26 protein-coding genes are annotated in these 26,520 nt (G+C 67.2%); 10 read left to right on the plus strand and 16 right to left on the minus strand.

The window, feature by feature from the left end:
- Position 1: 1 nt before the first annotated feature.
- Together AC5Y49_RS14480 and AC5Y49_RS14485 are read right to left on the minus strand one after the other, a co-directional pair.
- Positions 2-265: a hypothetical protein gene (locus AC5Y49_RS14480; protein WP_499888115.1), complete on the minus strand. Its 264-nt coding sequence runs from the start codon at positions 263-265 to the stop codon at positions 2-4.
- A 48-nt stretch (positions 266-313) separates the two neighbouring features.
- Entirely contained in the window at positions 314-1,186 is an 873-nt protein-coding gene (locus AC5Y49_RS14485) for a MaoC/PaaZ C-terminal domain-containing protein (RefSeq protein ID WP_499888117.1), read from the minus strand.
- A gap of 113 nt (positions 1,187-1,299) precedes the next feature.
- Here AC5Y49_RS14485 and AC5Y49_RS14490 point away from each other — a divergent pair, with 113 nt between their 5' ends.
- The 4 genes from AC5Y49_RS14490 (at position 1,300) to AC5Y49_RS14505 (ending at position 5,782) form a co-directional block, all read left to right on the plus strand.
- Complete coding sequence (locus tag AC5Y49_RS14490) at positions 1,300-2,004, plus strand: histidine phosphatase family protein (RefSeq protein ID WP_499888118.1); 705 nt, start codon at positions 1,300-1,302, stop codon at positions 2,002-2,004.
- Between the two features lie 76 nt (positions 2,005-2,080).
- Positions 2,081-4,093 carry an SDR family oxidoreductase gene (locus AC5Y49_RS14495; RefSeq protein ID WP_499888119.1) on the plus strand — a complete coding sequence of 671 codons (2,013 nt, stop codon included), beginning with the start codon at positions 2,081-2,083 and terminating at the stop codon, positions 4,091-4,093.
- An 82-nt stretch (positions 4,094-4,175) separates the two neighbouring features.
- Positions 4,176-4,820: a 2OG-Fe dioxygenase family protein gene (locus AC5Y49_RS14500; RefSeq protein WP_499888795.1), complete on the plus strand. Its 645-nt coding sequence runs from the start codon at positions 4,176-4,178 to the stop codon at positions 4,818-4,820.
- Entirely contained in the window at positions 4,817-5,782 is a 966-nt protein-coding gene (locus AC5Y49_RS14505; protein ID WP_499888120.1) for a nucleoside hydrolase, read from the plus strand. The genes AC5Y49_RS14500 and AC5Y49_RS14505 overlap by 4 nt, the downstream gene beginning before the upstream one ends.
- 35 nt (positions 5,783-5,817) lie before the next feature.
- On the opposite strand, the gene AC5Y49_RS14510 is transcribed toward AC5Y49_RS14505, so the two are convergent.
- Entirely contained in the window at positions 5,818-6,147 is a 330-nt protein-coding gene (locus AC5Y49_RS14510) for a nitroreductase/quinone reductase family protein (protein WP_499888798.1), read from the minus strand.
- Positions 6,148-6,212: 65 nt separating this feature from the next.
- The gene (locus AC5Y49_RS14515; protein ID WP_499888121.1) at positions 6,213-6,683 is read right to left on the minus strand and encodes a DUF1772 domain-containing protein; all 471 of its coding nucleotides are present in this window, start codon (positions 6,681-6,683) and stop codon (positions 6,213-6,215) included.
- 99 nt (positions 6,684-6,782) lie between these two features.
- On the opposite strand from AC5Y49_RS14515, the gene AC5Y49_RS14520 reads away from it, so the two are divergent.
- Positions 6,783-7,373 carry a TetR/AcrR family transcriptional regulator gene (locus AC5Y49_RS14520; protein ID WP_499888122.1) on the plus strand — a complete coding sequence of 197 codons (591 nt, stop codon included), beginning with the start codon at positions 6,783-6,785 and terminating at the stop codon, positions 7,371-7,373.
- Positions 7,374-7,603: 230 nt separating this feature from the next.
- On the opposite strand, the gene AC5Y49_RS14525 is transcribed toward AC5Y49_RS14520, so the two are convergent.
- The 3 genes from AC5Y49_RS14525 to guaA all read right to left on the minus strand — a co-directional run bounded on the left by AC5Y49_RS14525 (position 7,604) and on the right by guaA (position 11,575).
- Positions 7,604-9,169 (minus strand): DNA polymerase Y family protein, encoded by a 1,566-nt coding sequence (locus tag AC5Y49_RS14525; protein WP_499888123.1) that lies wholly within the window; start codon positions 9,167-9,169, stop codon positions 7,604-7,606.
- 4 nt (positions 9,170-9,173) lie between these two features.
- Positions 9,174-9,809 (minus strand): DnaE2-dependent mutagenesis accessory factor ImuA', encoded by a 636-nt coding sequence (imuA', locus tag AC5Y49_RS14530; protein ID WP_499888124.1) that lies wholly within the window; start codon positions 9,807-9,809, stop codon positions 9,174-9,176.
- Positions 9,810-10,021: 212 nt separating this feature from the next.
- On the minus strand, positions 10,022-11,575 hold the full coding sequence (guaA, locus tag AC5Y49_RS14535) for a glutamine-hydrolyzing GMP synthase (protein WP_499888125.1): 1,554 nt from the start codon (positions 11,573-11,575) through the stop codon (positions 10,022-10,024).
- Positions 11,576-11,670: 95 nt separating this feature from the next.
- Between guaA and AC5Y49_RS14540 the strand changes: the two genes are divergently transcribed.
- Both AC5Y49_RS14540 and AC5Y49_RS14545 read left to right on the plus strand, forming a co-directional pair.
- A complete protein-coding gene (locus AC5Y49_RS14540) occupies positions 11,671-12,408 on the plus strand; it encodes a beta-phosphoglucomutase family hydrolase (protein WP_499888126.1) in 738 nt (245 codons plus the stop codon).
- Positions 12,405-14,795, plus strand: a complete 2,391-nt coding sequence (locus AC5Y49_RS14545) for a glycoside hydrolase family 65 protein (protein WP_499888127.1) — start codon at positions 12,405-12,407, stop codon at positions 14,793-14,795. The genes AC5Y49_RS14540 and AC5Y49_RS14545 overlap by 4 nt, the downstream gene beginning before the upstream one ends.
- A gap of 7 nt (positions 14,796-14,802) precedes the next feature.
- Here the strand turns inward: AC5Y49_RS14545 and AC5Y49_RS14550 are convergent, their stop codons facing one another.
- The gene (locus AC5Y49_RS14550; protein ID WP_499888129.1) at positions 14,803-15,114 is read right to left on the minus strand and encodes a hypothetical protein; all 312 of its coding nucleotides are present in this window, start codon (positions 15,112-15,114) and stop codon (positions 14,803-14,805) included.
- A 74-nt stretch (positions 15,115-15,188) separates the two neighbouring features.
- Positions 15,189-15,758, minus strand: a complete 570-nt coding sequence (locus tag AC5Y49_RS14555) for a TetR/AcrR family transcriptional regulator (protein WP_499888130.1) — start codon at positions 15,756-15,758, stop codon at positions 15,189-15,191.
- Between the two features lie 69 nt (positions 15,759-15,827).
- Between AC5Y49_RS14555 and AC5Y49_RS14560 the strand changes: the two genes are divergently transcribed.
- Entirely contained in the window at positions 15,828-16,718 is an 891-nt protein-coding gene (locus AC5Y49_RS14560) for a TauD/TfdA dioxygenase family protein (protein ID WP_499888132.1), read from the plus strand.
- Between the two features lies 1 nt (position 16,719).
- On the opposite strand, the gene AC5Y49_RS14565 is transcribed toward AC5Y49_RS14560, so the two are convergent.
- From AC5Y49_RS14565 to guaB, 3 genes are all read right to left on the minus strand, one after another.
- The gene (locus tag AC5Y49_RS14565) at positions 16,720-18,456 is read right to left on the minus strand and encodes a GMC oxidoreductase (protein WP_499888134.1); all 1,737 of its coding nucleotides are present in this window, start codon (positions 18,454-18,456) and stop codon (positions 16,720-16,722) included.
- A 101-nt stretch (positions 18,457-18,557) separates the two neighbouring features.
- Complete coding sequence (locus AC5Y49_RS14570) at positions 18,558-19,685, minus strand: GuaB3 family IMP dehydrogenase-related protein (protein ID WP_499888799.1); 1,128 nt, start codon at positions 19,683-19,685, stop codon at positions 18,558-18,560.
- 20 nt (positions 19,686-19,705) lie between these two features.
- Complete coding sequence (gene guaB / locus AC5Y49_RS14575; RefSeq protein WP_499888135.1) at positions 19,706-21,283, minus strand: IMP dehydrogenase; 1,578 nt, start codon at positions 21,281-21,283, stop codon at positions 19,706-19,708.
- 150 nt (positions 21,284-21,433) lie between these two features.
- On the opposite strand from guaB, the gene AC5Y49_RS14580 reads away from it, so the two are divergent.
- A complete protein-coding gene (locus AC5Y49_RS14580; RefSeq protein ID WP_499888137.1) occupies positions 21,434-21,826 on the plus strand; it encodes a DUF5319 domain-containing protein in 393 nt (130 codons plus the stop codon).
- Here the strand turns inward: AC5Y49_RS14580 and AC5Y49_RS14585 are convergent.
- The 3 genes from AC5Y49_RS14585 to AC5Y49_RS14595 form a co-directional block, all read right to left on the minus strand.
- Complete coding sequence (locus AC5Y49_RS14585) at positions 21,823-22,845, minus strand: anti-sigma-D factor RsdA (RefSeq protein WP_499888139.1); 1,023 nt, start codon at positions 22,843-22,845, stop codon at positions 21,823-21,825. The genes AC5Y49_RS14580 and AC5Y49_RS14585 overlap by 4 nt on opposite strands.
- Complete coding sequence (locus AC5Y49_RS14590; protein WP_499888140.1) at positions 22,838-23,416, minus strand: sigma-70 family RNA polymerase sigma factor; 579 nt, start codon at positions 23,414-23,416, stop codon at positions 22,838-22,840. The genes AC5Y49_RS14585 and AC5Y49_RS14590 overlap by 8 nt, the downstream gene beginning before the upstream one ends.
- A gap of 89 nt (positions 23,417-23,505) precedes the next feature.
- Positions 23,506-24,276, minus strand: coding sequence for a hypothetical protein (locus tag AC5Y49_RS14595; RefSeq protein WP_499888800.1), 771 nt, complete (start codon positions 24,274-24,276; stop codon positions 23,506-23,508).
- A gap of 386 nt (positions 24,277-24,662) precedes the next feature.
- Between AC5Y49_RS14595 and AC5Y49_RS14600 the strand changes: the two genes are divergently transcribed.
- Complete coding sequence (locus AC5Y49_RS14600; RefSeq protein ID WP_499888142.1) at positions 24,663-24,971, plus strand: WhiB family transcriptional regulator; 309 nt, start codon at positions 24,663-24,665, stop codon at positions 24,969-24,971.
- Here AC5Y49_RS14600 and AC5Y49_RS14605 read toward each other — a convergent pair.
- Complete coding sequence (locus AC5Y49_RS14605; RefSeq protein ID WP_499888144.1) at positions 24,968-26,488, minus strand: adenylate/guanylate cyclase domain-containing protein; 1,521 nt, start codon at positions 26,486-26,488, stop codon at positions 24,968-24,970. The genes AC5Y49_RS14600 and AC5Y49_RS14605 overlap by 4 nt on opposite strands.
- Positions 26,489-26,520 lie beyond the last annotated feature (32 nt).

The raw sequence follows: 26,520 nt of genomic DNA on the forward strand, positions 1-26,520 counted from the left end.
CTCAGCTGTCCTTCTCTTTACCGTCGTCGTCTTCGTCGTCGTCGCGGTCTTCGCCGTCCTTGTCTTTGTCTTTCTCGCCGTCTTTGTCTTTGCCGCCATCCTTGGCCTGGGTTATCTCAAGGGTGGCCCAATGACTCGGGGAAATGAACACCGTCCACTTACCCGACTCCCGTCCCATTTTCAGGACGCCGTTTTCGACTTCCCATTTGGTGTCGTCGTCGTAGTCGGTCTCTTGCCCGTCGCTGTAGGTGAGTTTGAACGCCATAGTCGCAAAGTGCCACAAGAACGCCCCTGGTAAACCGAGTAAGGCAAATTACTCGGCCGCATATTCGACTGCGCCGTCCTCGAGCACCAAGCGCGCGTCGCCGCCGTCGGGCGCGGACGCCTCGGTACGGAACACCGCCCGGCCGGACTCAGTGCGCCAAATCGAGGTGGTCAGCGTTTCGCCGGGAAACACCGGCGAGGTGAAACGCGCGGCGATGCTGGTGATCTTGGTGGCATCCCCGCTGCCGAGCTCGGCGACGAGCGCGCGCCCGGCGAACCCGTAGGTGCACAACCCGTGCAGGATCGGCTTGGGAAAGCCCGCCAGGGTCTGGGCAAACCACGGATCGCTGTGCAGCGGGTTGCGGTCACCGGAAAGCCGATAGAGCAGGGCCTGGTCCTCGCGGGTGGCGTAGGTGATTTGGGAGTCGGGTTCGCGGTCCGGGATCTCCGGTGCAGCCGGCCGCTGACCGGGCTCTCCGCCGAATCCGCCGGCGCCGCGGATGACGGCCGTGGTCAGGGTTTCGGCGACGACCTCCTGCGTGGCCGGGTCGGTGCCGCGGGCGCGCAACATGACGATCGCGTTTTTGCCCTCGCCTTTGTCCTGGATGTCGGCCACCTCGGAGACCACGCTGAGGCGGCCGGCCGGCGGCAGCGGGGCGAACAACCGAATCTCCTGCGACCCGTGCAGCAGCCGGCTGAAGTCGAACTGGCCGACCTTGGCCGCGGCCGCGAACCCTATGCAGCAGATGACGGCATAGGTGGGCAATACCTGCTGGCTGATGTCGTGGCTGTTCTCAGTGGTGAACGACAGCTCGTCGGTCCCGGCGCCGACACCGAGCGCATACAGCATGGTGTCGCGGTCGGTCCACTCGAACAGCATCGGCTCCGTCGTCGCACCGACGGCCTTCGGGTCGATCGCCATGCGGGTCTCCTCTCGATCAGATTCACTCGGCAGCGTGTGCTGCCGCGACACTTCTTCGTCCCAACCCGGGCAAATGCTTCACACCGACGCCCTTGACAAGGCAGGCTATCGGCATGCTCAACCGCACCATTATCTGGAAGGCGGCGGCCGCGCTTGCCGCGGCCGTCATTGTCGGCGCCTGCTCGGGATCGCCGCACGTGCGCACCATCACGCTGACCTTCGTGCGGCATGCCGAGTCCGAGAGCAACGCCGCGGGCATGATCAACACCGAGGTGCCCGGTCCGGGCCTCACCGAGGAAGGTGAGGGGCAGGCCGAGCAGATCGCTCACCAGCTTGCCCGCAACGACTACGACGGCGTGTACGCCTCGACCATGGTCCGCACGCAGCAGACCGCCGCTCCGCTGGCCAAGGAACTCAACGAGCAGGTTCAGATCCTGCCCGGTCTGCGCGAAGTCGACGCCGGCTGGTATGACAACACGCGATCAGACCGGGCCAGCTTGACCTATCTGCTCGCGCCCGCGGATTGGCTGAACGGCGATCACCAGGACGCCATCCCCGGGTCCATCAGCGGAAGTAAGTTCAACGACCAATTCGGCGCCGCCGTCCAAAAGATTTACGACAGCGGCAACAGCAAACCGATCGCGTTTTCGCACAGCACCTCAATCATGTACTGGACATTGATGAACGTGAAGAACCCCAAGGACAGCCTGGCGAAAAGCCATCCGCTGCCCAACACTGGGCGCGTCGTCATCAAAGGCAGCCCTGCGATGGGGTGGACGCTGGTGGATTGGGACGGCATCCGCGACTTCAGCTACTAGGCCCGCGCAGTTGTTCTAGCGACGATCCCGTCACAGTGCGTTGACGCGCGCGATGTCAGCCGTCACGATGGCTTGCATGCGGTATGTCGTTACCGGCGGTACCGGGTTCATCGGGCGACGAGTGGTTTCCCGTCTACTGGCGACCCAGCCCGGCGCCGAGGTGGTGGTATTGGTCCGCCGGCCGACGCTGGGCCGGTTCGAACGGCTGGCCCGTGACTGGGGCGATCGGGTAAAACCGCTGGTCGGTGACCTGACGGCGGTCGATCTCGGGTTGACCGGCGAGGCCATCGCCGATCTGGGTGACATCGACCATGTGGTGCACTGTGCGGCGATTTATGACATCACCGCTTCGGATGCCGAGCAACGCGCCGCCAATGTGGACGGCACCCGCGCCGTGATCGAGCTGGCACGTCGGCTCGATGCGACGCTGCATCACGTGTCGTCGATCGCGGTGGCCGGCGACTTCCGCGGGGAGTACACCGAGGCCGATTTCGACGTCGGGCAGCAGCTGCCGACGCCCTACCACCAGACCAAGTTCGAAGCCGAGTCATTGGTGCGCTCGATGCCCGGGCTGCGCTACCGCATCTACCGGCCGGCGGTAGTAGTGGGTGATTCGCGCACCGGCGAGATGGACAAGGTCGACGGGCTGTATTACTTCTTTCCACTATTGACGAAGTTGGCTGTGCTTCCCCGCTTCACCCCGATCATGTTGCCCGACACCGGGCGCACCAACATCGTCCCGGTCGACTACGTCGTCAATGCGCTGGTGTCGCTGATGCACGCCGACGGCCGAGATGGACAGGCGTTCCACCTGACTGCGACGAAAACCATTGGCCTGCGCGGTATTTACCGCGGCATCGCCGCCGAAGCCGGTCTGCCGGCGCTGCGCGGCTCACTGCCCCGCTCGGTGGCCGCACCGGTGCTCAAGGTGCGGGGCCGGGCCAAGGTATGGCGCAATATGGCGGCCACCCAACTCGGTATTCCCGCCGAGGTTCTCGACGTCGTCGATTTGGCGCCCACTTTCACCTCCGACCAGACGCAGCAGGCGTTGCGCGGCACCGGGATCAGCGTGCCCGAGTTCGCCGACTATGCACCGGCGCTGTGGCGGTACTGGGCGCAGCATCTGGACCCCGACCGCGCCCGTCGCAACGACCCGGCCGGCCCGTTGGTCGGTCGGCACGTCATCATCACCGGTGCGTCCAGCGGCATCGGCCGCGCGGCGGCCATTGCGGTCGCCGAGCGGGGTGCGACGGTGTTCGCGCTGGCCCGCAACGGCGAGGCGCTCGACGACCTGGTCGCCGAAATCCGTGCGGCCGGTGGCCGGGCCTACGCGTTCACCTGTGACGTCACCGACTCGGCCTCGGTCGAGCACACCATCAAGGACATCCTGGGCCGGTTCGACCACGTCGACTACCTGGTCAACAACGCAGGCCGCTCGATTCGCCGCTCGGTCGTCAATTCCACTGAGCGACTGCACGATTACGAGCGGGTGATGGCGGTCAATTATTTCGGCGCGGTGCGAATGATGCTTGCGCTGCTACCGCACTGGCGTGAGCGACGGTTCGGTCACGTCGTCAACGTGTCCAGTGCCGGGGTGCAGGCCCGCAGCCCCAAGTACAGCTCGTATCTGCCCAGTAAGGCGGCGTTGGACGCGTTCGCCGAGGTGGTGTCGTCGGAGACGCTGTCGGATCACATCACCTTCACCAACATCCATATGCCGTTGGTGGCCACCCCGATGATTGCGCCGTCGCGGCGGCTCAACCCGATGCGCGCGATCAGCCCCGAGCACGCGGCGGCGATGGTGGTGCGCGGCCTGGTCGAGAAGCCGGCGCGGATCGACACCCCGTTGGGGACCCTCGCCGACGTCGGCAATTACTTCACCCCGAAGCTGTCGCGACGGATCCTGCATCAGATCTATCTCGGGTACCCCGACTCCGCGGCAGCGCTGGGAATCGAACCGGTTGAACCCGTTGCCGCCCAGCCGTCGTCGCGGCGTAAGCCGAAGCGCCCGGTTCGGTCGGTCACTCGGGTGCGGGTGCCCGGTCCGGTCAAACGCGCGGTGCGGTTGGTGCCCGGCGTGCACTGGTGATTCCGCGCGTTTAGCCGGCTCGGCTGGTAGGTATTCCGCCGACGTGAACGCCGACGCCCTCGCCGCGACGGGCGTGTGCCTGATGCCCCCCGTCGAGGTGGCGCGCAGTCTCGGCGTCGACGAGACCGTGTGGACCCGGTTCGCTGCGCACTGGGAGGAGCTGGCGCCGGATCCCTACGCAGCCGAGCTCGGTATTCAACGGCTGCGCCGCTACGGCCATTACACGTTTGCAGACGGCGTCGCTACGCCGATGCCCACCGGCGCGTTCGTACAACCGCAGGACTCCAACCCCCTTTACCTCGAGCGGGATCGCCACTTCGAGCCATTGACCGACACGTTCGCCGGCGATCCGCTGCTGCAACGGATCCTGACATTGTTGGATCAACTCGCCGGCGCCCTCGACGACGTAGCGGAGTGGACCGTCAAGGTGCATCCGTTTCGGGTGGTGGCGTCCGCGGACGGCGGGGGTCAACCCACCCCGGAGGGGTTGCACCGCGATGGCGTCACGCTGGTCACCTCGCTGCTGATCAATCGCAGCAATGCTGTCGGTGGCCAGAGCACCGTCTTCGATACGACCGGTCGGCCACTGCTGGCTGCCACCCTTGCCGAGCCCGGGACGCTGTTGCTGGGCGACGATCGCCGTACCGTGCATTGCGTCTCGCCGATCCGGCCAGTTGACGAGTCGGCGCCTGCAATGCGCGACGTTCTGGTAATCACGTTTGCGTGAACACATCACCGATTTTCGCCGACGTCGATACCGGTGTCGACGATGCGCTGGCGCTGGTGTATCTACTGGCCAGCCCGCAGGTCGAACTGGTCGGCATCGCCTCGACCGGGGGGAACGTTGGAGTGGACCAGGTTTGCATGAACAACCTGGGGTTGCTCGACCTGTGCCAGGCGGGCGAGATCCCGGTATCCAGGGGCGCCGCGCAGCCACTGAGCTGTCCGATGTGTCCTCCCGGAAAAGCCCATGGGCCCAACGGTTTAGGGTATGCCGAGCTGCCGCCGTCTGATCGCTCGCTCACCGACTACGACGCGGCGAGCGCGTGGGTCCGGGCTGCGCGCGCATATCCCGGAGAGTTGATCGGCGTGGCCACCGGGCCGCTGACCAACCTGGCGTTGGCGTTGCGCGCCGAGCCCACATTGCCCACCCTGCTGAATCGGCTGGTGATCATGGGCGGCGCCTACGACTACCGCGGCAACACCAATCCGGTGGCCGAATGGAACATCAGCGTGGACCCCGAGGCGGCGGCGGAAGTCTTCGGAAGCTGGGTTGGCGACGAATGTCTTCCGATTCTGTGCGGGCTGGACCTGACCCAGCACATCGCGATGACACCGGAGCACTTGTCGCGGTTGAGGACGACGACACCGAACCTGTTGATCCGGTTCATCGAAGACGCGATGCGGTTCTACTTCGAGGCCCACGACAACGCCGGCTACGGGTATCTGGCACACCTGCACGATCCGCTGGCCGCCGCGGTCGCGTTGGACCCGCAGTTGGTGGCGACCCGACCGGCGACGGTGGACGTCGAACTGGCGGGCAGCCTGACCCGCGGCATGACGGTGACCGACTGGTCGGGGCGCTGGGGTCGAGAACCCAACGCGCTCATCGGGGTTGACGTCGACCCGGTAGCGTTCTTCGACCGGTTCACCGAGCGGGTCGGGCCCTTCGCGCAGCGGCTGGGCTAACTTTGACGCCCGCGCCCCGGGTCACGCAACGGTGCTCAGTTGGCCAGTCGCACGGTGATGGTGACGCGCCCCTTCTGGTCACGCGTGGCGACCGCATGCCCGGCGCGTTCGCTGCCGTCGAGCCGCAACGTCAGTGGGCCTCCGTCGCCGAGAAAGTTGCGCCACCACGTCTTCGCCTCGGGCATGTTGACACCGATGATGACCTCGTCACCGCTGCGGCGGTATCCCACCGGGATACTGAACCTACGTCCGGACCGCCGTCCGGTATAGCTGAGCATGGCGATGTTGCGGTTCACCAGCCCGCCGAAGCGTGGCGAGTTGGCCACCGCGGCCACCGGCGCGTTGAAAAGCGGTGCCGCGCGCATCACGAGTCGGCCAAGTGTTTGCGGTCGCACGATTACGACCTCCTTTCCGGTGTGGACATTGCGGGTCAGACGATCATCGTGAGGCACAGCGCTGCGAGCGCCAGTCCCTGCAAAGCGGCACGAACGTTGATGATGCGGTCCCAACCGGACTGCAGCACACGCGCGTTCGGCGGGACCTGGCGGCTGCTAGCGGCCTGGGTGAGCTGGCGGTTGATCGGCGCGCTGACCCGCGCATAAAGCAGGATCCAGAGCAGCAGCAGCACTACCGCGCAGAATGCCGTAATGCTCTGGGCCCATTGACCGGCGACCGCGAACAGCGCAGCACTGGCGATGGCGGCCACGCCGCCGAGAACACCGGGCACGGGCATGCGCCGGTCACCGTAGTGATGCACGCTGCCCATCACGGCCACCAGGGCACCATCGTCAACGGCGGCCAATGCCGGTCGCTGAACAACCGCGCAGAATACGTCGGTGCCGTACACAACCGCAGTACCCAACACCGCGATCATCGCCAGCACCTCGGCGAGTTCGATCATGTCGCGCCTCACTCTCAGTCGTAAGGTTAGCAATGCTAGCGCTGGCGAAGGCTTACGTCAATAGCGCCGCTAGATTTTCTAGCAATGCTATGATCAGGTATGGCCATCAACGAGCGACGAGCGCGCGAGCAAGCCGCACGTCGTCGCCTCATCATCAGTGCGGCCCGCGGATTGGCTGAAGCCGAGGGCTGGGAGGCTGTTACCACGCGTCGGCTCTCCGAGGAGATCGAATACAGCCAGCCGGTGTTATACAAGCACTTTTCGGGGATGGACAGTATCGCCGAGGCTGTGGCAATCGACGGGTTCGACGAACTTGCCGAGGTGCTGTCCCGTGCCCGCCGTGGGCGACGAGGCCCCGAGGCGACGCTGAAACGAATCGCGCATGCCTATATCGAGTTCGCCGAAAAGAACCCAGCGCTCTACGACGCAATGTTCACCCGCGCCACCACATTGCGATTCGCTGATGCAGATACCCCGCCCGAGTTGGTAAAAGGCTTCGCCGAGCTCCGCCAAGCAGTCACAGGAATCGCGGGCGCCCAGGATGTCGACACCCTCACCGAGGTGCTGTGGGCGGCGCTGCACGGACTGGTCACGCTCTTCCGCGGCGGCCGGTTACGCCCGGAGCAACACGTGGCCCGGGTCGACTTGCTGATAAGCCGGTTCGCTTCGGCAAGCGAGCGGTCAGGTTGACGGTGAGACCGGCTCGCCCATCGGCAGCGGGGCCCGCCTACCATCGAGACTGAAACGTTGGCGTCGAAACTGGGACGAGGGCGAAGATTTCGCCTCGCAGAAAACCCGCCCTCACCGCAGCCTCGGCGCAAAGGGCACTACTCGTGCGCTCTTTGACACGCCGAGCGTGAAACTGTTGCGAGATTTCTGCGATTTTTTCGCAGCAGCTTCACGCTCGGCGCAAAGGGCGGCTACTCGTAGATTCCCTCCAGATACCAGCGTCGCCGGCGGTAGCACAGCAGCAGCGCCCTACCGGGGTCGCCGTCGAGCAGGACCTGCGCCCGGGCGGTGCGGCCCTTGGCCCGCTGCGGATCCCACCAGCGTTCGTCGACCGGCCAGGGACCGGACCACCAGCACAGCCGGTTGTCGCGGCCGCGGGCGGTCAGTCGTGCCGGGTCGGCGGAGAACAGCCCGCGGCTGGTCACCCGTACCGGATTACCGTGCGTGTCAAGCAATTCCACTGGGTCGTCGAGCAACACCGTCGGCGAGGGCTCCGGCAGCTGACCCGGCCATGGCTGACGCGGGTCGGCTTGCGGCACCGGCTCGTCGCCCAGCGGCGTGAAGGTGATGCGTTCGGCCGGCCCGCGTCCGCCGGACAGCACCGGCACCTGCACCGCCTCCGGCCCGAGCAGTCCCTGTACCCGGACCAGCGCCCGGCGGGCCCGCAACCGGTCGTCGTCGCCGAGTCCACCCCATAACGGCAACTGCAGCGCCCCAGCCGAGATCACCTCCACCGCCTGCAGCTGCAGCAGCGCCACCGGCGCGGTGGGGCGCTCGTCGGCGGTCCGCTTGTTCAACCACCCGTCCAGCTGCCAACGCACCCGGTCGGCGGTGGCGTCCTCGGTCAACGGCTCGGCGCAACGCCATACCCGTTGCAGCTCTTCGCCGTTGGCGGTGACGGCGTGAATGGCCAGCTTGGTGCATCCCACCCCGGCGCCCATCAACGTCTGATGCAGCGTGCCGGCCAACGAACGGCCGGCGAAGGCCGCGGCGTCGACCCGATCGATCGGCGGGTCGCAGTGCAGTACGGCATCGAATTCCTGCGGTAACTCCCGCCCGGATGGTCCACGCTCCGGCTCGCCGCGGGCGAACCGGTGCGCGATCACCGCGTCGGTACCGAACCTCGACGCCACGTCGGTACGGGACAAGGCGGCGAACTGCCCAATCGTGCGAATCCCCATCCGCCACAACAGGTCCGCCAGGTCGTCGCGGCCGGGACCGGACAGGCTGGGCTCGGTGGCGAGCTGGCGGATCGACAACACCGACAGGAACCGCGCGTCGTGTCCGGGTTGCACGACTCGACCCGCACGGGCAGCAAAGACCGCGGTGGACAACTGGTCGGCGATTCCGGCCTGACATTCGGCGCCGGCGGCGGCCACCGCGTCGATCAGCCGCTCGGCTGCAGCCTGTTCGGACCCGAAGAAGCGGGCCGCCCCGCGCACCGGCACCACCACCAGCCCGGGCCGCAGCACCTCGGCGCGCGGCACCAAATCGTCGATCGCGGCGACGATGCCTTCGAAGAAGCGGGCGTCGCGATCGGCATCGGCGGCCACCACGTGCAGTTGCGGGCAGCGCGCAGCCGCTTCCCGTCGCCGCAGCGCGCGTCGCACCCCCGCCCCGCGGGCGGCCGACGAACAGGCGATCACCCGGTTGGCCAGGGTGACCGCGACCGGCGCCGTCGCGGGCAGGCCGACGGCGGCCGCCGCGGCCACCGCCGGCCAATCCATACACCAGATCGCCAGCACCCGGGAGGCCATCGAACTATCCCGCCCGTATCCGCCCAACCATTCGCCCCCGCCCGCCTACCCGGCTGACCTGGAGCCGCACCTGCCCGATCCGGCCAAAACCTGGTACGCCGGTCTCATAACCGCAGACTCGAGCCGCCAGCCGCATCGACGCTCCCTGCCAATCGCCGTCGGTGACCAGTAGCGTGCAGCCCTTCTGATGCGCGCGGGCCACCACCGCCCGCGCCCGGGTCAACGGCACCGTGCGTCCACCCAGTCCGAGGACCACCAGATCCATCCCGTCCATCAGCACCGCGGCCACCTCGACCGGATCGGTTCCGGCATCCGGTATCACCGCGAGCCGGCTCAGGTCCGCCCCCATCTCCACGGCGGCCAGCAGTCCGATATCCGGCTGGCCGACGATCGCCGCGTTGCCGCCGTCGGCCGTCACCGCAGCCACCATGCTCAGCGGCAGCGACCGCGCCCCCGACAGCACCGCCACCGTTCCCCGGGGCAACGCGTCGGGCAGCACATCGGCCAGCAACGGCGGGACCGGCAGCCGGGCCTCCGACTCCGCCGGCCGCCCGGAGCCGACCTTCCCCGACACCGCCGCCATCTGCCGGCGCAGCAGTTTCAGCTGCTCAGCGCGGTCATCAACTGCAGCGGTCGGCATAAATCCCTCACGTTCTCGAATGTATGTTCGATACCGATGAGTCAACACCTGCCCACCGACAACCGTCAAGCAACGCAAGGGGCTGCTTTATGCGGTGGATACAGGTGGGGCAAATGGTGCTTTCGATATCCCGCGAAAGTGCGACTGCCGACGCATCGCCCGAGAAGAGGCGTCGGTAGTTGCACTCTCGCGACTCGGGCCGCCGAAGCCGGCTACTCCCACTCGATGGTGCCGGGCGGCTTACTGGTGACATCGAGCACTACCCGGTTGACCTCGACGACCTCGTTGGTGATCCGGGTGGAGATGCGCTCCAGCACCTCGTAGGGCACCCGCGTCCAGTCGGCGGTCATGGCGTCCTCGCTGGACACCGGTCGCAGCACGATCGGGTGCCCGTAGGTGCGGCCATCGCCCTGCACGCCCACCGAGCGGACGTCGGCCAGCAGCACCACCGGGCACTGCCAGATCTGCTGATCCAGGCCAGCCGCAGTCAACTCCTCGCGCGCGATCGCATCAGCGCGCCGCAGCGTCTCCAGCCGCGCCGCAGTGACCTCGCCGACGATCCGAATCCCCAGCCCCGGCCCCGGAAAGGGTTGGCGCGCAACGATTTCCTCCGGCAGTCCCAACTCCCGTCCGACCGCGCGCACCTCGTCTTTGAACAGCAGCCGCAACGGCTCGACGAGTTTGAACTTCAAATCGTCGGGCAACCCGCCGACATTGTGGTGGCTTTTGATGTTCGCGGCGCCGGTGCCGCCACCGGACTCCACCACGTCCGGATACAGCGTGCCTTGCACCAGGAAGTCAATCTCGGTGTCCCCCATGACATCCCGCACCGCACCTTCGAAGGCCCGGATGAACTGGCGGCCGATGATCTTGCGCTTGCCTTCGGGATTGGTCACTCCCGCCAGCGCCTCGAGGAAGGTCTGCGCCGCGTCGACGGTGACCAGGTTGGCGCCGGTGGCGGCCACGAAGTCGCGCTGTACTTGCGCGCGCTCGCCGGCACGCAGCAGCCCGTGGTCGACGAAGACACAGGTCAGCCGGTCACCGATGGCGCGCTGCACCAAGGCCGCGGCTACCGCCGAATCGACCCCGCCGGACAGCCCGCAGATCGCATGGCCGTCGCCGATCTGCTCGGCCACCTGCTCGACCAGCGCACTGGCGATGTTGGCCGGCGTCCAGTCCGCACCGATGCCGGCGAAGTCGTGCAGGAAGCGGCTGAGCACCTGCTGCCCGTGCGGGGTGTGCATCACTTCGGGGTGGTACTGCACGCCGGCCAGCCGCCGGGCCCGGTCCTCGAAGCCGGCGACCGGCGAACTGGCGCTGGTGGCCACCACCTCGAATCCATCCGGTGCGGCGGTGACGGCGTCACGATGACTCATCCAAACCGGCTGGTTATCCGGCAGGTCCGAATGCAATTCGCCGCCAAGGACTTTCAGTTGGGTCCGGCCGTATTCACTGGTCCCGGTGGGCGCAACGGTGCCGCCGAGCGCCTGGGCCATGGCCTGGAACCCGTAGCAGATCCCGAATACCGGCAGCCCCAGCTCGAACAGCGCCGGATCGAGTTGCGGCGCCTGTTCGGCGTAGACGCTGGCCGGCCCGCCGGAGAGCACCAGCGCCTGCGGGTCGCGGGCCTTGATCTCCTCGACCGAGGCGGTATGCGGAACGACTTCGGAGAACACCCGGGCCTCGCGCACCCGGCGGGCGATCAACTGGGCATACTGCGCGCCGAAGTCGACGACCAACACAGGACGAGGCGATGCTGACTGCACCGGCCCAGTCTAATGAGCGGCCCGCCCGGAAACGCTGCCTGTCGATCACCGGCATGGTGAAGTGGTAGTGCCCCAACTGAAAGGAGAGATCTGCTGTGCTGGGTCTGCCGGAAAAGGTGCATGCGTGTCTGTTCGATCTCGACGGTGTACTCACCGATACCGCCAGTGTGCACACCAAAGCCTGGAAGACCATGTTCGACGACTACCTTCGCCGGCGGTCCGAGCGCACCGGTGAGGAATTCGTCCCATTCGACCCGGCCACCGACTATCGGCAGTACGTGGACGGCAAGAAACGCGAGGACGGTGTCCGGTCCTTTCTGGACAGTCGCGGCATCGAATTGCCTGAGGGCGGGCCCGACGACCCCGGCGACGCCGAGACCGTGCACGGCCTGGGCAACCGCAAAAACGAGGCGTTCCAGCAGACCCTGCACGATGACGGTGTCGAGGTGTTCGACGGGTCGCGCCGCTACCTGGAAGCGGTCGCCTCCGCGGGCCTGGCGGTGGCGGTGGTGTCGTCCAGTGCCAATACCCGCGAGGTGCTCGAAGTCACCGGCCTGGAGCGGTTCGTCCAGCAGCGTGTCGACGGGGTGACTCTGCGCGAAGAGCACATCGCGGGCAAGCCGGCCCCGGACTCGTTTCTGCGGGCGGCCGAGCTGCTGCAGGTGGACGCCGACGCGGCCGCGGTGTTCGAGGACGCGCTGTCCGGTGTGGCGGCCGGTCGCGCCGGGAACTTCGGCTTCGTAGTCGGCGTCGACCGAGTGGGACAGGCCGAGGAGTTGCGCCGTGACGGCGCCGACGTCGTCGTCACCGACCTTGCCGAGTTGCTGTCATGATCACCGACGAGGACTTCCCCGTCGAGCCCTGGCAGGTGCGCGAAACCCGGCTCGACCTGAACGTGCTGGCCCAATCGGAATCCTTGTTCGCGCTGTCCAACGGCCACATCGGGTTACGCGGCAATCTCGACGAAGGCGAACCCCATGGCCTGCCGGGCACCTACTTGAACTCGTTCTACGAAATACGGCCGCTGCCGTACGCGGAGGCCGGCTTCGGGTATCCGGAGGCCGGCCAGACGGTCGTCGACGTCACCAACGGCAAGATCCTGCGCCTGATGGTCGACGACGAGTTGTTCGACGTCCGTTACGGCGAACTGCTCGCCCACGAGCGGATTCTCGACCTGAGGGCCGGAACGCTGACCCGCCACGCGCATTGGCGCTCGCCGGCGGGCAAGCAGGTGAAGGTGGTGTCCACCCGACTGGTGTCACTGGACCAGCGCAGCGTGGCGGCGATCGAATATGTCGTCGAGGCACTCGACGAATTTGTCCGCGTGACAGTGCAATCCGAACTCGTCGCCAACGAGGACCAGCCGCAAACATCAGCCGATCCGCGGGTGTCCGCCGTGCTGGACGAACCGCTTGAGGCCGTCGACCACGAAAGCACCACCGACCACCGGGCAATGCTGATGCACCGCACCAGGGGCAGTGGACTGATGATGGCCGCGGTGATGGACCACGAGATCGAGGTCCCGGGCCGCGTCGAGGTCAGCACTGAAGCGCGTCCCGACCTGGCCAGGACGACGATCATCTGTGGGCTGCGCGCGGGCCAGAAACTGCGCATCGTCAAATATCTGGCCTACGGCTGGTCGAGTCTGCGCTCGCGGCCGGCCTTGCGTGACCAAGCGGCGGGCGCGATCACCGGCGCCCGCTATGTCGGCTGGCAGGGGCTGCTAGATGCCCAGCGTAAATATCTCGACGACTTCTGGGACAGCGCCGACGTGGAGGTCGAAGGCGACGCCGACAGCCAACAGGCGGTGCGGTTCGGGCTGTTCCACATCCTGCAGGCCAGTGCCCGCGCCGAACAGCGTGCGATCCCCAGCAAGGGACTGACCGGCACCGGCTACGACGGCCACGCCTTTTGGGACACCGAGGGATTCGTTCTGCCAGTTTTGACCTACACCGCACCTCACGCCGCAGCCGATGCGCTGCGATGGCGAGCGTCGACGCTGGACCTCGCCAAGGAGCGGGCAGACGAGCTCGGCCTCGACGGCGCGGCCTTTCCCTGGCGGACGATCCGCGGCCAGGAATGCTCGGGCTACTGGCCGGCCGGCACTGCGGCTTTTCACATCAACGCCGCCATCGCGATGGCGTTCGAGCGGTATCGCGTCGTCACCGGCGACCAGTCGCTGGAAGAGGACTGCGGGTTGGCGGTGCTGATCGAAACCGCCCGGCTGTGGCGCTCGCTGGGACACCACGACCGGCATGGCGTGTGGCATCTCGACGGGGTCACCGGCCCCGACGAGTACACGGCGATCGTCCGCGACAACGTGTTCACGAATTTGATGGCGTCGCACAACCTGCGCACTGCGGCCGATGCGTGTGCCCGCCATGTCGAGGCGGCGCAGGCGCAAGGTGTCAGTACCGAAGAGATGGCCGCCTGGCGCGATGCCGCCGACGCCGCGCACATCCCCTACGACGACGACCTGGGCGTGCACCAGCAGTGCGAAGGCTTCACCACCTTCGCCGAGTGGGACTTCGAAGCAAACAACACGTACCCGTTGTTGCTGCACGAACCCTATGTGCGGCTGTATCCATCGCAGGTCATCAAGCAGGCCGATCTGGTGTTGGCAATGCAGTGGCAAAGCCATGCATTCACCCCGGAGGAGAAGGCCCGCAATGTCGACTACTACGAACGGCGCACCGTGCGCGATTCGTCACTGTCGGCGTGCATCCAGGCGGTGATGTGTGCCGAGGTGGGGCATCTGGACTTGGCCCACGACTACGCCTTCGAGGCAGGGCTCATCGACCTGCGGGATCTGCACCACAACAGCCGCGACGGTCTGCACATGGCGTCGCTGGCCGGGGCGTGGACTGCGCTGGTCGCGGGATTCGGCGGGCTGCGCGACGACGAGGGTATTCTCTCGCTGGACCCCGCGCTGCCCGACGGCATCTCGTGTCTGCGATTCCGGTTGCGGTGGAAAGGTTTTCGGCTCACCGTCTGCGTATCGCACGACGAGGTCATCTACACCCTGCGCGACGGGCCCGACGGTGAGCTGACGATCCGGCACGCCGGTGAAGATCTCGAGTTGTCTACCAACGAGCCGTCGACGATTGGCATCCGGCGCCGGGAGCCGCTGTTGCCCACGCCGCACCAGCCGCCGAACCGGGAGCCCACGCATCGGCGCATGATCAGGTCTGCGGGACGCACCGTCAGTCCCACGACTTGACAAGCGCTCAGAGGAACGCGGTGATGAAGGCCAGCACGGCGGCAAACCAGGCGACGAGGGCGGCCAGCACACACAGCGAACCAACCGCCATCAACTTGTCGCTGCGTTCGGCGTCTCGCCCCGTCATGACGCCGACGCTTCGAGGTATCCGGCGAAACACTTCGCCCCATTGCACGCGCGATGCCGCCCGCTTGGCGCCGGTGGGATCGTCGGCGGTACGACGGTGTGGTGCCACCCCCGCGCCGTTGGTGAAAAGCACGAGCCCGACGACAAACATCACGGCGCCGATGATGACGCACACCACGGCCAGCCAGAGCACTGTCCCTCCTTCATTGGCGAGGACTGTTCACTCAGCGTTGCCCCGGATGTGCCGGCTTCAAACGTCACGACTGGTCAATGCGGTTCAACGAGTCGCGCCACCTGGGCGCTGATGGCCTGCTGCAAGTCCGCGTCGGTCATCTCGACGATGCCGGCCGCCGAGCGCAGGAAAGGCTCAAACAACCGCCAACCAAGCTGCAAGGCAACAGCATTGGCGACGGCCACCCGTGCGTCGAGTTCGCTGTCGTGTCGCGACCGGACCCCGTCCAGCAGCTGCGACACGCCTGGAAACCGAGTCTGCAACTGCCCCACCTGATAGCCGTCGAGCAATGCCCGGGCAAGCACCCGGATGTGCCGATCGAAGGCTCGCTCCACCTCCGGCGCCGGTGCGCCGGTCTGCAGTAGCGCCGTGGTGGTTGCGCCCAGGTGGTCGAGAACCGCGCCGACCAAATTCTCCTTGCTGCCGAAGTGGCGATGCACCAGCCCGTGATTGACCTTCGACCGGGCGGCGATGTCACGGATGGACGTCGCGGCCGGACCGCCGTCGGCGAACAGGTCGGCCGCGGCGGCCAGGATCGCCGCCACCACCTCCTCCCGCCCTACCGGCATCTGATTGCGCCGGGGTCTTGCCACTCGCGTAGTCATATGACTACACTAACTTGTGTAGTCAGCTGACTACAGCGACTTTCTTACTGCGATTCGAGGACAATCGAGATGACCATTCCCTCGGCTGTGGCCGTGACCAAGCTCGGCAGCCGCATCGGCGCGCGCATCGACGGGGTACAACTCGGCGGCGACCTCGACGCGGCGACGATCGAGGAGATTCACCGGGCGCTCGTGACCCACAAAGTGATCTTTTTCCGCGGCCAACACCACCTCGACGACGCCCAACAGCTGGCCTTCGCCAAGCTGCTGGGCACTCCGGTCGGCCACCCGGCGATCAAGTACGACGACGCACCGACCATCACGCCCATCGACTCCGACTACGGCAAGGCCAACCGCTGGCACACCGACGTCACGTTCGTCCCGAATTACCCGGCCGCATCGATCCTGCGGGCAGTCACCCTGCCAAGTTATGGCGGATCGACACTGTGGGCCTCGACCGCGGCTGGCTACACGTCGCTACCCGAACCGCTGCGACACCTCGCCGACAGCCTGTGGGCGCTGCACAGCAACCGATACGACTATGCCGCGGCCGCCACCTTGACCGACGAGCAGCGGGCGCTGCGAGAGGCGTTCGAGAAGCCGGACTTCCGCACCGAGCACCCGGTGGTGCGGGTACACCCGGAAACCGGCGAACGCACGCTGGTGGCCGGAGATTTCGTCCGTGGGTTCGTCGGGCTCGACGAGCACGAGTCACGAGTGCTGTTCGACTTGCTGCAGCGACGGATCACGGTGCCGGAAAACACAATCCGGTGGAACTGGGAGCCTGGCGACGTCGCCATGTGGGACAACCGGGCCACCCAGCACCGGGCCGTCGACGATTACGACGGTCAGCGCCGGCTGATGCACCGAGTCACCTTGATGGGCGATATACCGGTCGACGTGATGGGGCAACGGAGCCGGGTGATCAGCGGCGCCCCGCTGGAGGCCGTCGCGGGTTAGCTCAGCCCGCAGAGCTGATCGGCTCGATCGGCAGCTGCCGCAGCGCACCCGGCGCGCCGGCAGGCACAACGGGGTGCTGCGGGGCGATCGGGTCCAGTCGGCGGTACGGCTCGCCCTGGCGCGGACGCAGATCGTTCTCGCCCTTGTTCGGCCACAGCGACGCGGCGCGCTCGGCTTGCGCGGTGATGGACAGCGACGGGTTGACGCCCAGGTTGGCCGAGATGGCGGCGCCGTCGGTCACTAACAGCGTCGGGTAGCCGTACACCCGGTGATACGGGTCGATGACGCCGTGTTCGGGGTTGTCGCCGATCACCGCGCCGCCCAGGAAGTGCGCGGTCAGCGGGATGTTGAACAGTTCTCCCCAGGTTCCGCCGGCCACGCCGTCGATCTTGGCGGCGATGCGCCGAGTGACCTCGTTGCCCACCGGAATCCAACTCGGATTGGGTTCGCCGTGCCCCTGCTTGCTGGAGTAGCGCCGGATGCCGAACCGCCCGCGCTTGGTGAACGTGGTGATCGAGTTGTCCAGGTGCTGCATGACCAGGGCGATCACCGTGCGCTCGCTCCACCGCCGCGGATTGAGCAGCCGCATAATGCCACGCGGGTCTTCGCGGGCTTGATCCAGCAGCTGTCGCCACCGCGGGGTGTCGGTGCCGTCCGGGCCGGGGCCATCGGTCATCAAGGTCTGCAGCAAGCCCATCGCGTTGGAGCCCTTGCCGTAGCGGACCGGTTCGACATGAGTGTCCGACGTCGGATGAATCGACGACGTGATCGCAACCCCATGGGTCAGATCCAGGTCGGAGCTGACTTCCAGGCGGCCGGCGCCGACGATCGACTCGGAGTTGGTGCGGGTCAACACCCCCAACCGCTCGGACAGCCGCGGCAGCTTGCCGGTGTCACGCATCTTGAACAGCAGCTTCTGGGTATTGAACGTGCCGGCCGCCAGCACCAGATGCGCCGCAGTGAAGGTGCGCTTGTCTCTGCGCAACCAGCGGCCGGTGCGGGCCGTATGGACCTGCCACAGACCGTCGGCCCGCTGGTCGAAGCCGGTGACGGTTGTCATCGGATGTACTTGCGCGCCAGCGGATTCCGCCAGATACAGATAGTTCTTGACCAGTGTGTTCTTGGCGTTGTGGCGGCAGCCGGTCATGCATTCCCCGACTTCCAGGCAACCCGCGCGGGCCGGGCCCGCCCCGCCGAAATACGGGTCCGGCACCGTCTTGCCCGGGGCTTTTTGCCCGTCCGGGCCGAAGAACACCCCGACCGGAGTGGGCACGAACGTGTCGCCCACGCCCATCTCGTCGGCGACTTCTTTGACGATGCGGTCGGCATCGGTGAACGTCGGGTTCTTGACCACTCCGAGCATCCGCTGCGCCTGGTCGTAATGCGGCATCAGCTCAGAACGCCAGTCGGTGATGTGGCTCCACTGCCGGTCGGCGAAGAACGGCTCCGGCGGCACGTACAACGTGTTGGCGTAGTTCAGCGATCCGCCCCCGACGCCGGCGCCGGCCAGCACCATCACGTTGTTCAGCAAGTGGATGCGCTGTATGCCATAGCAGCCCAGCTTCGGCGCCCACAGGAATTTGCGCAGGTTCCACGAGGTCTTGGCGAAATCCTGGTCGGCGAAGCGACGACCCGCCTCCAGCACGCCGACCCGGTAGCCCTTTTCGGTCAACCGCAGCGCGGTGACGCTGCCGCCGAACCCCGAACCGATGATGAGAACGTCGTAATCCGGTTCCACCACATCAGTATGACCGAGCGACCATTCCGCCGTTGCCACTCTGGCGTGACGCTCGGCGCTGTGCGCCACTCTGGCGTGACGCTCGAGCAGGCGGCGGGGTCTCAGGAGCCGACGGTCAGACCGACCTTCTGGAATTCCTTGAGGTCGCAGTACCCGGCCTTGGCCATCGAACGGCGCAAACCGCCGACGAGGTTCAGCGAGCCGAACGGGTCGTCGGACGGGCCGCTGAGAACCTGCCGCAACGGCGGCCGTTCACCGATGGCGACCTGCAGCAGCGCGCCGCGCGGCAGCGACGGGTGCGCCGCGGCGACCGGCCAGAACCATCCGTCGCCGAGCGCCTCGGCCGCCTCGGCCAGCGGCGTGCCCAACACCACCGCATCGGCGCCGCAGGCAATCGCCTTGGCCAGCTCGCCAGAGGTGTGGATGTCCCCGTCGGCCAGCACATGCACGTAGCGGCCGCCCGTCTCGTCGAGGTATTCGCGGCGGGCCGCGGCGGCGTCGGCGATCGCGGTGGCCATCGGGACGCTGATCCCCAGCACCTCGTCGCTGGTGGTCACGCCCCGCGTCGAGCCATAGCCGACGATGACACCGGCGGCCCCGGTGCGCATCAGGTGCAGCGCGGTGCGATGGTCGAGCACCCCGCCGGCCACCACCGGCACGTCCAGCTCGGAGATGAACGTCTTGAGGTTGAGCGGCTCGCCGTCGCTCGCGACGCGTTCGGCGGAGATGATCGTGCCCTGGATGACCAGCAGGTCGATGCCGGCGGCCACCAGCGCCGGGGTCAGCGCCTGCGCATTCTGCGGGCTCACCCGCACCGCGGTGGTCACGCCGGCCTCGCGGATGCGGGCCACCGCGGCGCCCAGCAGCTCGGGGTCCAGCGGCGCGGCGTGGAATTGCTGCAGCAGCCGAATCGCCGCCGACGGTTCGGGTTCTTTAGCCGCGGCTTCGACGACCTGGTCGATCTTGGCGGCCACGTCGGCGTGCCGGCCGATCAGCCCTTCGCCGTTGAGCACTCCCAGCCCGCCGAGCCGGCCCAGCTCGATCGCGAATTCCGGCGACACCAGGGCATCGGTCGGGTGGGCGATGACGGGGATCTCGAACCGGTAGGCGTCGAGCTGCCAGGCCGTCGACACGTCCTGCGAAGAGCGGGTACGCCGGGACGGCACGATGTTGATGTCGTCGAGTTCGTAGGTACGGCGGGCGGTCCGGCCCATGCCGATCTCGACCATGTCACGCATGAACGACCCATTCACCGCACGTAGTAGTTGGGCGCTTCGACGGTCATCGTGATGTCGTGCGGGTGGCTTTCCTTCAGGCCCGCTGCGGTGATCCGGACGAATTGCGCGTGCTGCAGGGCCTCGATCGTGGTGGCCCCGGTGTATCCCATCGCCGCGCGCAGCCCGCCGGTGAGCTGGTGGATCACCGTCGACAGCGGGCCGCGGAACGGCACCCGGCCCTCGATGCCCTCGGGCACCAGCTTGTCCTCGGAGAGCACGTCGTCCTGGAAATAGCGGTCCTTGGAGTACGACTTGCCCTCGGCCCGCCCCTGCATGGCGCCCAGCGATCCCATGCCGCGGTAGCTCTTGTACTGCTTGCCGTTGACGAAGATCAGCTCGCCGGGTGACTCGGCGGTCCCGGCCAGCAGCGAGCCCAGCATGGCCGTCGACGCGCCGGCGGCCAGCGCCTTGGCGATGTCACCGGAGTACTGCAGCCCGCCGTCGGCGATCACCGGCACGCCTGCGGGCCCGCACACCGCGACGGCCTCCAGGATCGCGGTGATTTGCGGCGCCCCGACTCCGGCCACCACCCGGGTGGTGCAGATCGAGCCCGGGCCAACACCGACTTTGACGGCGTCGGCGCCGGCCTCGACCAGCGCCGCGGCCGCCGAGCGGGTGGCGACGTTGCCGCCGACCACCTCGATCCGCTCGCCGACTTCGGCCTTGAGTTTGCCGACCATGTCGAGCACCAGCCGGTTGTGGGCGTGCGCGGTGTCGACAATCAGCACGTCGGCGCCGGCGTCGACCAACGTCATGGCACGTGTCCAGGCGTCGTCGCCGACCCCGACGGCCGCACCGACCAGCAACCGGCCGTCGCTGTCCTTGGTTGCCAGCGGGTGTTGTTCGGTCTTGACGAAGTCCTTGACGGTGATCAGCCCGGTCAGCCGGCCGCGGCCGTCGACGATCGGCAGCTTCTCGATTTTGTGCCGGCGCAGCAGGCCCAGCGCCGCGTCGGCGGTGACACCTTCCTGGGCGGTGATCAGCGGCGCTTTGGTCATCACCTCGGCGACCGGCTTGGATTGGTCGACCTCAAAGCGCATGTCACGATTGGTGATGATGCCCACCAGCGCGCCGGCATCGTCGACCACCGGCAGTCCCGAGATGCGGAACCGGGCGCACATCGCGTCGACCTCGGCCAGCGTGTTGTCCGGGCGGCAGGTAACCGGATCGGTGACCATGCCGGCCTCCGAGCGCTTCACGGTCTCGACTTGGCCGGCTTGTTCGGCGGCCGGCAGGTTGCGGTGCAGCACCCCCATGCCGCCGGCGCGGGCCATCGCGATCGCCATCCGCGCCTCGGTGACGGTGTCCATCGCCGAGCTGACCAACGGCACCTTGAGCCGGATTTTCTTGGTGAGCTGGCTGGAAGTATCCGCAGTGGCGGGCACCACGTCGGAGGCCGCAGGCAACAGCAGAACGTCGTCGAAAGTCAGCCCCAGCATCGCGACCTTGTGCGGGTCGTCCCCGCCGGTGGGCACCGCATCGTCAGGCATGCCACCGACGCGGGCGGACGGGCTGACAATCAGGTCGGCGCTGCCGTCAAGACCGGACATCGATGAGGCCTCCATACGCAGGCGGAGTGAAGATTCCATCCTATCGGCTTGCCGCCTCGCACTGGACTGTGGCTCGCGGACCACGGCGCGGCCGTTCGGCGGCGACCAGACCGCTGGCGCGATCCCAACCCGGCTGCGTAATGTGGAGACGTGCGCGACTACCTCCCACCGGGTTTGCCGCCCGACCCCTTTGCCGATGACCCATGCGATCCGTCGGCGGCGCTGGATGCCGTCGAGCCGGGTCAGCCGCTGGATGCCCAGGAGCGGATGGCGGTCGAAGCCGACTTGGCCGACCTCGCGGTATATGAGGCACTGTTGGCGCACAAGGGTATTCGCGGTCTGGTGGTGTGCTGCGACGAATGTCAGCAGGACCACTACCACGACTGGGACATGTTGCGCGCCAACCTGTTGCAGTTGCTCGTCGACGGGACCGTCCGTCCCCATGAGCCGGCCTACGACCCGGAACCAGACGCCTACGTGACCTGGGATTACTGCCGCGGGTACGCCGATGCCTCGCTCAACGAGGCGACGACGGAAACCTAACCCTCACCTGGCCCGCCGTTTTTTCCGCCACTTCCCGGAATGGGTTGTTGGCTGGTGCTTTTCGCCGCAGTCGACGGCGCTTCCGTGGTTTGGGTCACACTGACCACCTGCGAGGGCGACTGAGCGGGCGCCGGCGCTGACGTCGTCGGCGTGGTCGCGTTGGCGGTCGGCAGTGCCGAGGACGACGGACTCGGCGGCGTTTGCGAGGCCGCGGTGGTCGGAGCCGACGTCGGCGTTTGCGAGGCCGGCACCGGGCTTGCTGTGGTCGTCGGGGCCGGGGCGGTCGTGGTCGAAGCCGCGGCAGAGGACGCGACCGATGTCGGGGGTTGGGAGCTGGACGCCGAGGCGCTCACCGGGATCGTCGTGGTCGTCGCCGGTGGCACACCGGGGTCGGGCAGCGCGCTGGGCGCGACGGTCGCGTTGGGGTCGTGAGTGGCGACCTTGGCGTTCAACTGGGTCATCTGGTCGACCAGCTGCTGTTTGCGGCTGGTGTCGTTGACGGTTTGCACGCTGTCGTTGACGGCGGCGAGCTTGTCCTGCGCCTGGCTCCACTGACCTTGGTTGATCATTTGCTCGACTTGTTCCAGCTCGGTTTTGGCGGCCAGTTCGACGCGGTCGTCATGCACTGAGGGCGGTTCGCCGAACAGCATCGTGTGCATCCCGTAGAGCGCGTCGCCGGGCTGCGCGTTGCCCACCAGGGCGCCGAACCCGCCCAGCGCCAGCACAGCCGCAGCCGCCGACCCAGCCAACGCCAGGCCGCGCCGGTTGGGGGGCTGATCGGCCAGCCCGCGTTCCAGCGCCGCGATCGCCTCGGCGTCGCTGACCAAGGCGCTTGCCGGCGGCCACCTCAAGTCGTCCCGCCAGTCCGCCAGCAGCGCGGCCAGCACGTCGTCGCCGGGTTCCTCGAACTCGGGGAAGTCAACGGGCTGACGTGTCGCCAGTGCGTCGAGCAGCCGATCGGTGTGCGCCAGCGCGGCCAGGTCGGGCTGGTCAAACGGGGTGCGGCCGTATTCAGACATAGTCACGTCCCGCTGCAACAATTTCGGTCTTCAACCGGGTCAGCGCACGGTGTTGTGCCACTCGGACCGCTCCCGCGCTGCTGCCGACGGCGGTGGCGGTCTCGTCGGCGCTCAGCCCGACCACGACCCGCAGAATCAGGATCTCGCGCTGCTTGTCGGGCAGGATCTCGAGCAATTCCTTCATCCGGCTCACCGAATCGGCTTCGACGGCCAGCTGCTCGGGCCCCGCGTCGAGTGAGCGTCGCTCGGGAAGCGATTCGGCGGGGTAAGACAGGTCGCGCCCGGCGGCGCGGTACGTGTCAGCCACCTTGTGTGCGGCGATGCCGTACACGAAAGCCAGGAAGGGACGCCCGCGGTCTCGGTAGCGCGGCAGCGCCGTGATGGCGGCCAAGCACACCTCCTGCGCGACGTCATCGGCCGAAAGGCCGCCCCGCTCGACCGTGCCGAGGCGTGCGCGGCAGTATCGAATGACGATCGGGCGGATCGTTTCCAGCACTTCTCGAAGTGCGTCCCGATCACCTGCCACGGCGTCAGCGACAACAGCGTCGAGACGTTCTTCCTGCACTGTCATCGACGGCGATATCTCCAACGTTACGAACCGAACACAGCCCGGCACGGCGACCCAGCTAAAACCATAAGGTCCGATACGCCGTTTCCCGGTTAGCGTGCGCTCCAGGCGCCTCCGGCGTGGCGCACTTGTTCGGCCGACGTGTCGCGCATCTCGCGCAGCGCTTGGCTGGTGTGCGCGGCGCTGCCGAGGTCGACCAGCAGACAGGCCACGGCCCAGCGCAACGGCACCAGACCCAACCGGCCGGTGTCTTCCAGCGCCGCCTCACCGACTGCTCTGGCCCGATCCAGGTCGCCGGCGCTGCACAGCGCCGCGGCCAGCACCACGTCGCTTTTGGCCCGGTGCCGCGCCGATTCGGCGGCCGCAGCCGCCTCGACCGCGACCTCGGCGTGCCGGACGGCGCGCTGGCCGTCGCCGGTCGCCATCGCCAGCTCGGCAGTGACCCACGCGCGGCGCACCGCCAACCGGTGGCCCGCGGGTTCCGTCAACGGCTCCGCGCGGCTCAGCAACGCCGCCGACGCCGCGAAGCGGCCGACACCCAGCGCGTCGGCCGCCAGCCCGATCAACGCGTCGGCGCCCGCTTCCGGATCGCTGCCGGCCAGCGCCAGCGCGCGGCCGTCCCAGCCGCGGGCAAGGGTATGCCACCCGAGCTGACGCAGAAACGATGCCTGCGTGCTGTGCGCCAGCGAGGCCAGGCGGCCTCTGGGCGCGGCGCGGATAAGCGCCGCCAAATCGGTACGTGCGCTGCCGTAGCGGCCCTGCCCGCCCGCTGCGACCGCGCGCAACCACAGCTGCTGCGGTGTATCCGCAGCCGGTAGCGGCCAATGTCCGGGCTGATCTCCGAACGCCGCCGCGGCCAGCATTGCCTCGATCTTCGAAGCGCAATGAGTATCGATCACTGTGAGCATTAGTTAAAAGTTCGTGGTTTCTTTGTTACGGCGACATTAACCCAGTGCCGATAACAATTATCGCCGATCCCATACAGCCCGGGCACGAACAGGCAAATCCCGACATAGAGCACCGTCGCGGTAGCACCTGATGCCCCTAACAATTGCATCGCGACGATGAACGCGAAGTAAATTCTCAAGGCACAGTTGGATATTCGGTCACACAGGCCGAGATTGACGGAATTTCCGCGATACCCATACCTTAATGTCAACGAGTAGTCATCGGCGACGTTGCTCGAATCAGCTGGCGACCTGCCTGTTCGAAAACTGGTCTCCACATGCGCACGCGGAGAGGAGTTTCCATGCCACAGCCAGAGCAACTACCGGGACCCAACGCCGATATCTGGGATTGGCAACTGCAAGGCGCTTGCCGAGGGGTGGATTCGTCGGTGTTCTTCCATCCCGACGGCGAGCGCGGCCGCGCCCGACTGCAACGCGAACGCCGCGCCAAGGAAATGTGCCGAAGCTGCCCGGTGATCGAGCAGTGCCGCACCCACGCGCTGGAGGTCGGCGAACCGTACGGCATCTGGGGCGGTCTGTCGGAGACCGAACGCGATCTGTTGCTCAAGCGCGACCTGGGCCGCTCCCGCGGGATTCGCCGCACGGCCTAGCTGAGCGGTACCGGATCACGGTCCAGGCCGTAAACCTGTACGGCAGCAGACTTTCCTTTCACGGCGTGAGATCCCCTGTCGATCAGTCCCAGTGGCCGGGAAACCAGGGCGTCGACTGACTGCTGGGTGAGCAGAATCGCGTCACCGGTGGTCTTGGTGAGCTGCTCGACGCGGGCAGCGACGTTGACGGTGTCCCCGATCAAGGTGAACTCGAGCTTGCCTCCGGCGCCGATGGTCCCGGCGATCACCTTTCCGGTGTTGATGCCGATACCGATGCGAAGTTCATCGCCGAATTGCTCGGTCACGAGGCGCTGAATCAGCACAGCCGCGGACAGCGCCGCGCCGGCATGATCGGCGAGGTCATTCGGGGCGCCGAAGACCGCCAGTGCGCCGTCGCCGAGAAACTTGTTGACGTGCCCGCCGGCGTCGACGACAGCAGGCACCACGATCTGGAACAAGGCGTTGAGGCGCGCGACGGTGTCCTCGGCGGTGTTCGCCTCGGCGAACGGGGTGAAATCGCGGATGTCGACGAACATCACCGTCACCTCCCGGCGCTCACCGGTGAAGACGTCGTCGCCCTGCTGCAGCAACCGCGCCGCCAGAGCCGGGTCGACGTAGGTGCCGAACGCCGCCTGAAGTCGCTGCCGCTCAGCCAAACCCGCCTGCATGCGGTTGAACGACGCGGCCAACGCGCCGAGATCGCTGTCCTGGACTACTGGCAAACGGCGGCTGTAGTCACCGGCCGCGACGCGTGTGGTGGCCTCGGCAAGGTCGCGAATCGGCTGCAACGACGGCACGAAGACGCCGCCGACCGTTATCGGCACCCCCAGGCCAAGCGTCAATCCGCAGCCGATCAGTACCCACAGCACCGGGTCCTGGCTGGCCCGATCGAAGACAGCCGCCAGCATCGCACCCGCGATGGAAAACCCGAATGCGACCGCGACTGCGGACACGTTCGACCACGCCGCGAACGTAGGGCGAGAGCGAGGCAGCGCGTCGCCGATGCCGGTGTCACCGGCAAGGGCGGCCCGTACCGGCCGCATCGGCGTTTCCGGCACACTGTGCACCCCGACCAGATGGGAGCCGGCCCCGAGAGCGGCACCCACGACCGCGTACTGGAGCAGCCGCAGTCCGTTCGCGCCGGCCAGGCTCCCGACGACGACCGACAACAGCGTCGCGCACACCGAGATGACCGCCAGCCCTCGGACAACAGCACGGCGGGACCAGGCGTAGGTGGCCTCCAGTGCCGTCGCTGCATCGACCTCGTCGCCCGCGGCCCATCGCTGGATGGCCCGCCACGCGCCACGGCCAGGCAACACCAACCCATACGCGAGCACCAGCATGGTGACACCGGTGGCGGCGGCCGCGTCGAGGTAGCGACTGGAGTTCTCGAAAGCCACGATGGCGAACGACAAGGTGAGGTAGATCGGAACCGGTACCACGATCGCGACCGCGAAGGACACCCATGAGTACCTCGCTCCGTAGCGATCCCATGCCCACTGGCAAAAGCGGTCCATGGAGCGAGATTAAACGTAAACGCTGCTGAGCT

Source organism: Mycobacterium sp. NGS62, assembly GCF_059812285.1.

Excerpts from the sequence above, each read along its gene's own strand:
- AC5Y49_RS14485 (WP_499888117.1), bottom strand. The coding sequence starts at position 1,186 with ATGGCGATCGACCCGAAGGCCGTCGGTGCGACGACGGAGCCGATGCTG.
- AC5Y49_RS14510 (WP_499888798.1), bottom strand. The coding sequence starts at position 6,147 with ATGCGCGCGGCACCGCTTTTCAACGCGCCGGTGGCCGCGGTGGCCAAC.
- AC5Y49_RS14600 (WP_499888142.1), top strand. The coding sequence starts at position 24,663 with ATGCCACAGCCAGAGCAACTACCGGGACCCAACGCCGATATCTGGGAT.
- AC5Y49_RS14595 (WP_499888800.1), bottom strand. The coding sequence starts at position 24,276 with ATGCTGGCCGCGGCGGCGTTCGGAGATCAGCCCGGACATTGGCCGCTA.
- AC5Y49_RS14525 (WP_499888123.1), bottom strand. The coding sequence starts at position 9,169 with ATGGCCTCCCGGGTGCTGGCGATCTGGTGTATGGATTGGCCGGCGGTG.
- imuA' (WP_499888124.1), bottom strand. The coding sequence starts at position 9,809 with ATGCCGACCGCTGCAGTTGATGACCGCGCTGAGCAGCTGAAACTGCTG.
- AC5Y49_RS14555 (WP_499888130.1), bottom strand. The coding sequence starts at position 15,758 with ATGACTACGCGAGTGGCAAGACCCCGGCGCAATCAGATGCCGGTAGGG.
- AC5Y49_RS14570 (WP_499888799.1), bottom strand. The coding sequence starts at position 19,685 with ATGGTCGAGATCGGCATGGGCCGGACCGCCCGCCGTACCTACGAACTC.
- AC5Y49_RS14515 (WP_499888121.1), bottom strand. The coding sequence starts at position 6,683 with ATGATCGAACTCGCCGAGGTGCTGGCGATGATCGCGGTGTTGGGTACT.
- AC5Y49_RS14495 (WP_499888119.1), top strand. The coding sequence starts at position 2,081 with ATGCGGTATGTCGTTACCGGCGGTACCGGGTTCATCGGGCGACGAGTG.
- AC5Y49_RS14585 (WP_499888139.1), bottom strand. The coding sequence starts at position 22,845 with ATGTCTGAATACGGCCGCACCCCGTTTGACCAGCCCGACCTGGCCGCG.
- AC5Y49_RS14605 (WP_499888144.1), bottom strand. The coding sequence starts at position 26,488 with ATGGACCGCTTTTGCCAGTGGGCATGGGATCGCTACGGAGCGAGGTAC.
- AC5Y49_RS14520 (WP_499888122.1), top strand. The coding sequence starts at position 6,783 with ATGGCCATCAACGAGCGACGAGCGCGCGAGCAAGCCGCACGTCGTCGC.
- AC5Y49_RS14490 (WP_499888118.1), top strand. The coding sequence starts at position 1,300 with ATGCTCAACCGCACCATTATCTGGAAGGCGGCGGCCGCGCTTGCCGCG.
- AC5Y49_RS14545 (WP_499888127.1), top strand. The coding sequence starts at position 12,405 with ATGATCACCGACGAGGACTTCCCCGTCGAGCCCTGGCAGGTGCGCGAA.
- AC5Y49_RS14500 (WP_499888795.1), top strand. The coding sequence starts at position 4,176 with ATGCCCCCCGTCGAGGTGGCGCGCAGTCTCGGCGTCGACGAGACCGTG.
- AC5Y49_RS14480 (WP_499888115.1), bottom strand. The coding sequence starts at position 265 with ATGGCGTTCAAACTCACCTACAGCGACGGGCAAGAGACCGACTACGAC.
- AC5Y49_RS14560 (WP_499888132.1), top strand. The coding sequence starts at position 15,828 with ATGACCATTCCCTCGGCTGTGGCCGTGACCAAGCTCGGCAGCCGCATC.
- guaB (WP_499888135.1), bottom strand. The coding sequence starts at position 21,283 with ATGTCCGGTCTTGACGGCAGCGCCGACCTGATTGTCAGCCCGTCCGCC.
- AC5Y49_RS14590 (WP_499888140.1), bottom strand. The coding sequence starts at position 23,416 with ATGACAGTGCAGGAAGAACGTCTCGACGCTGTTGTCGCTGACGCCGTG.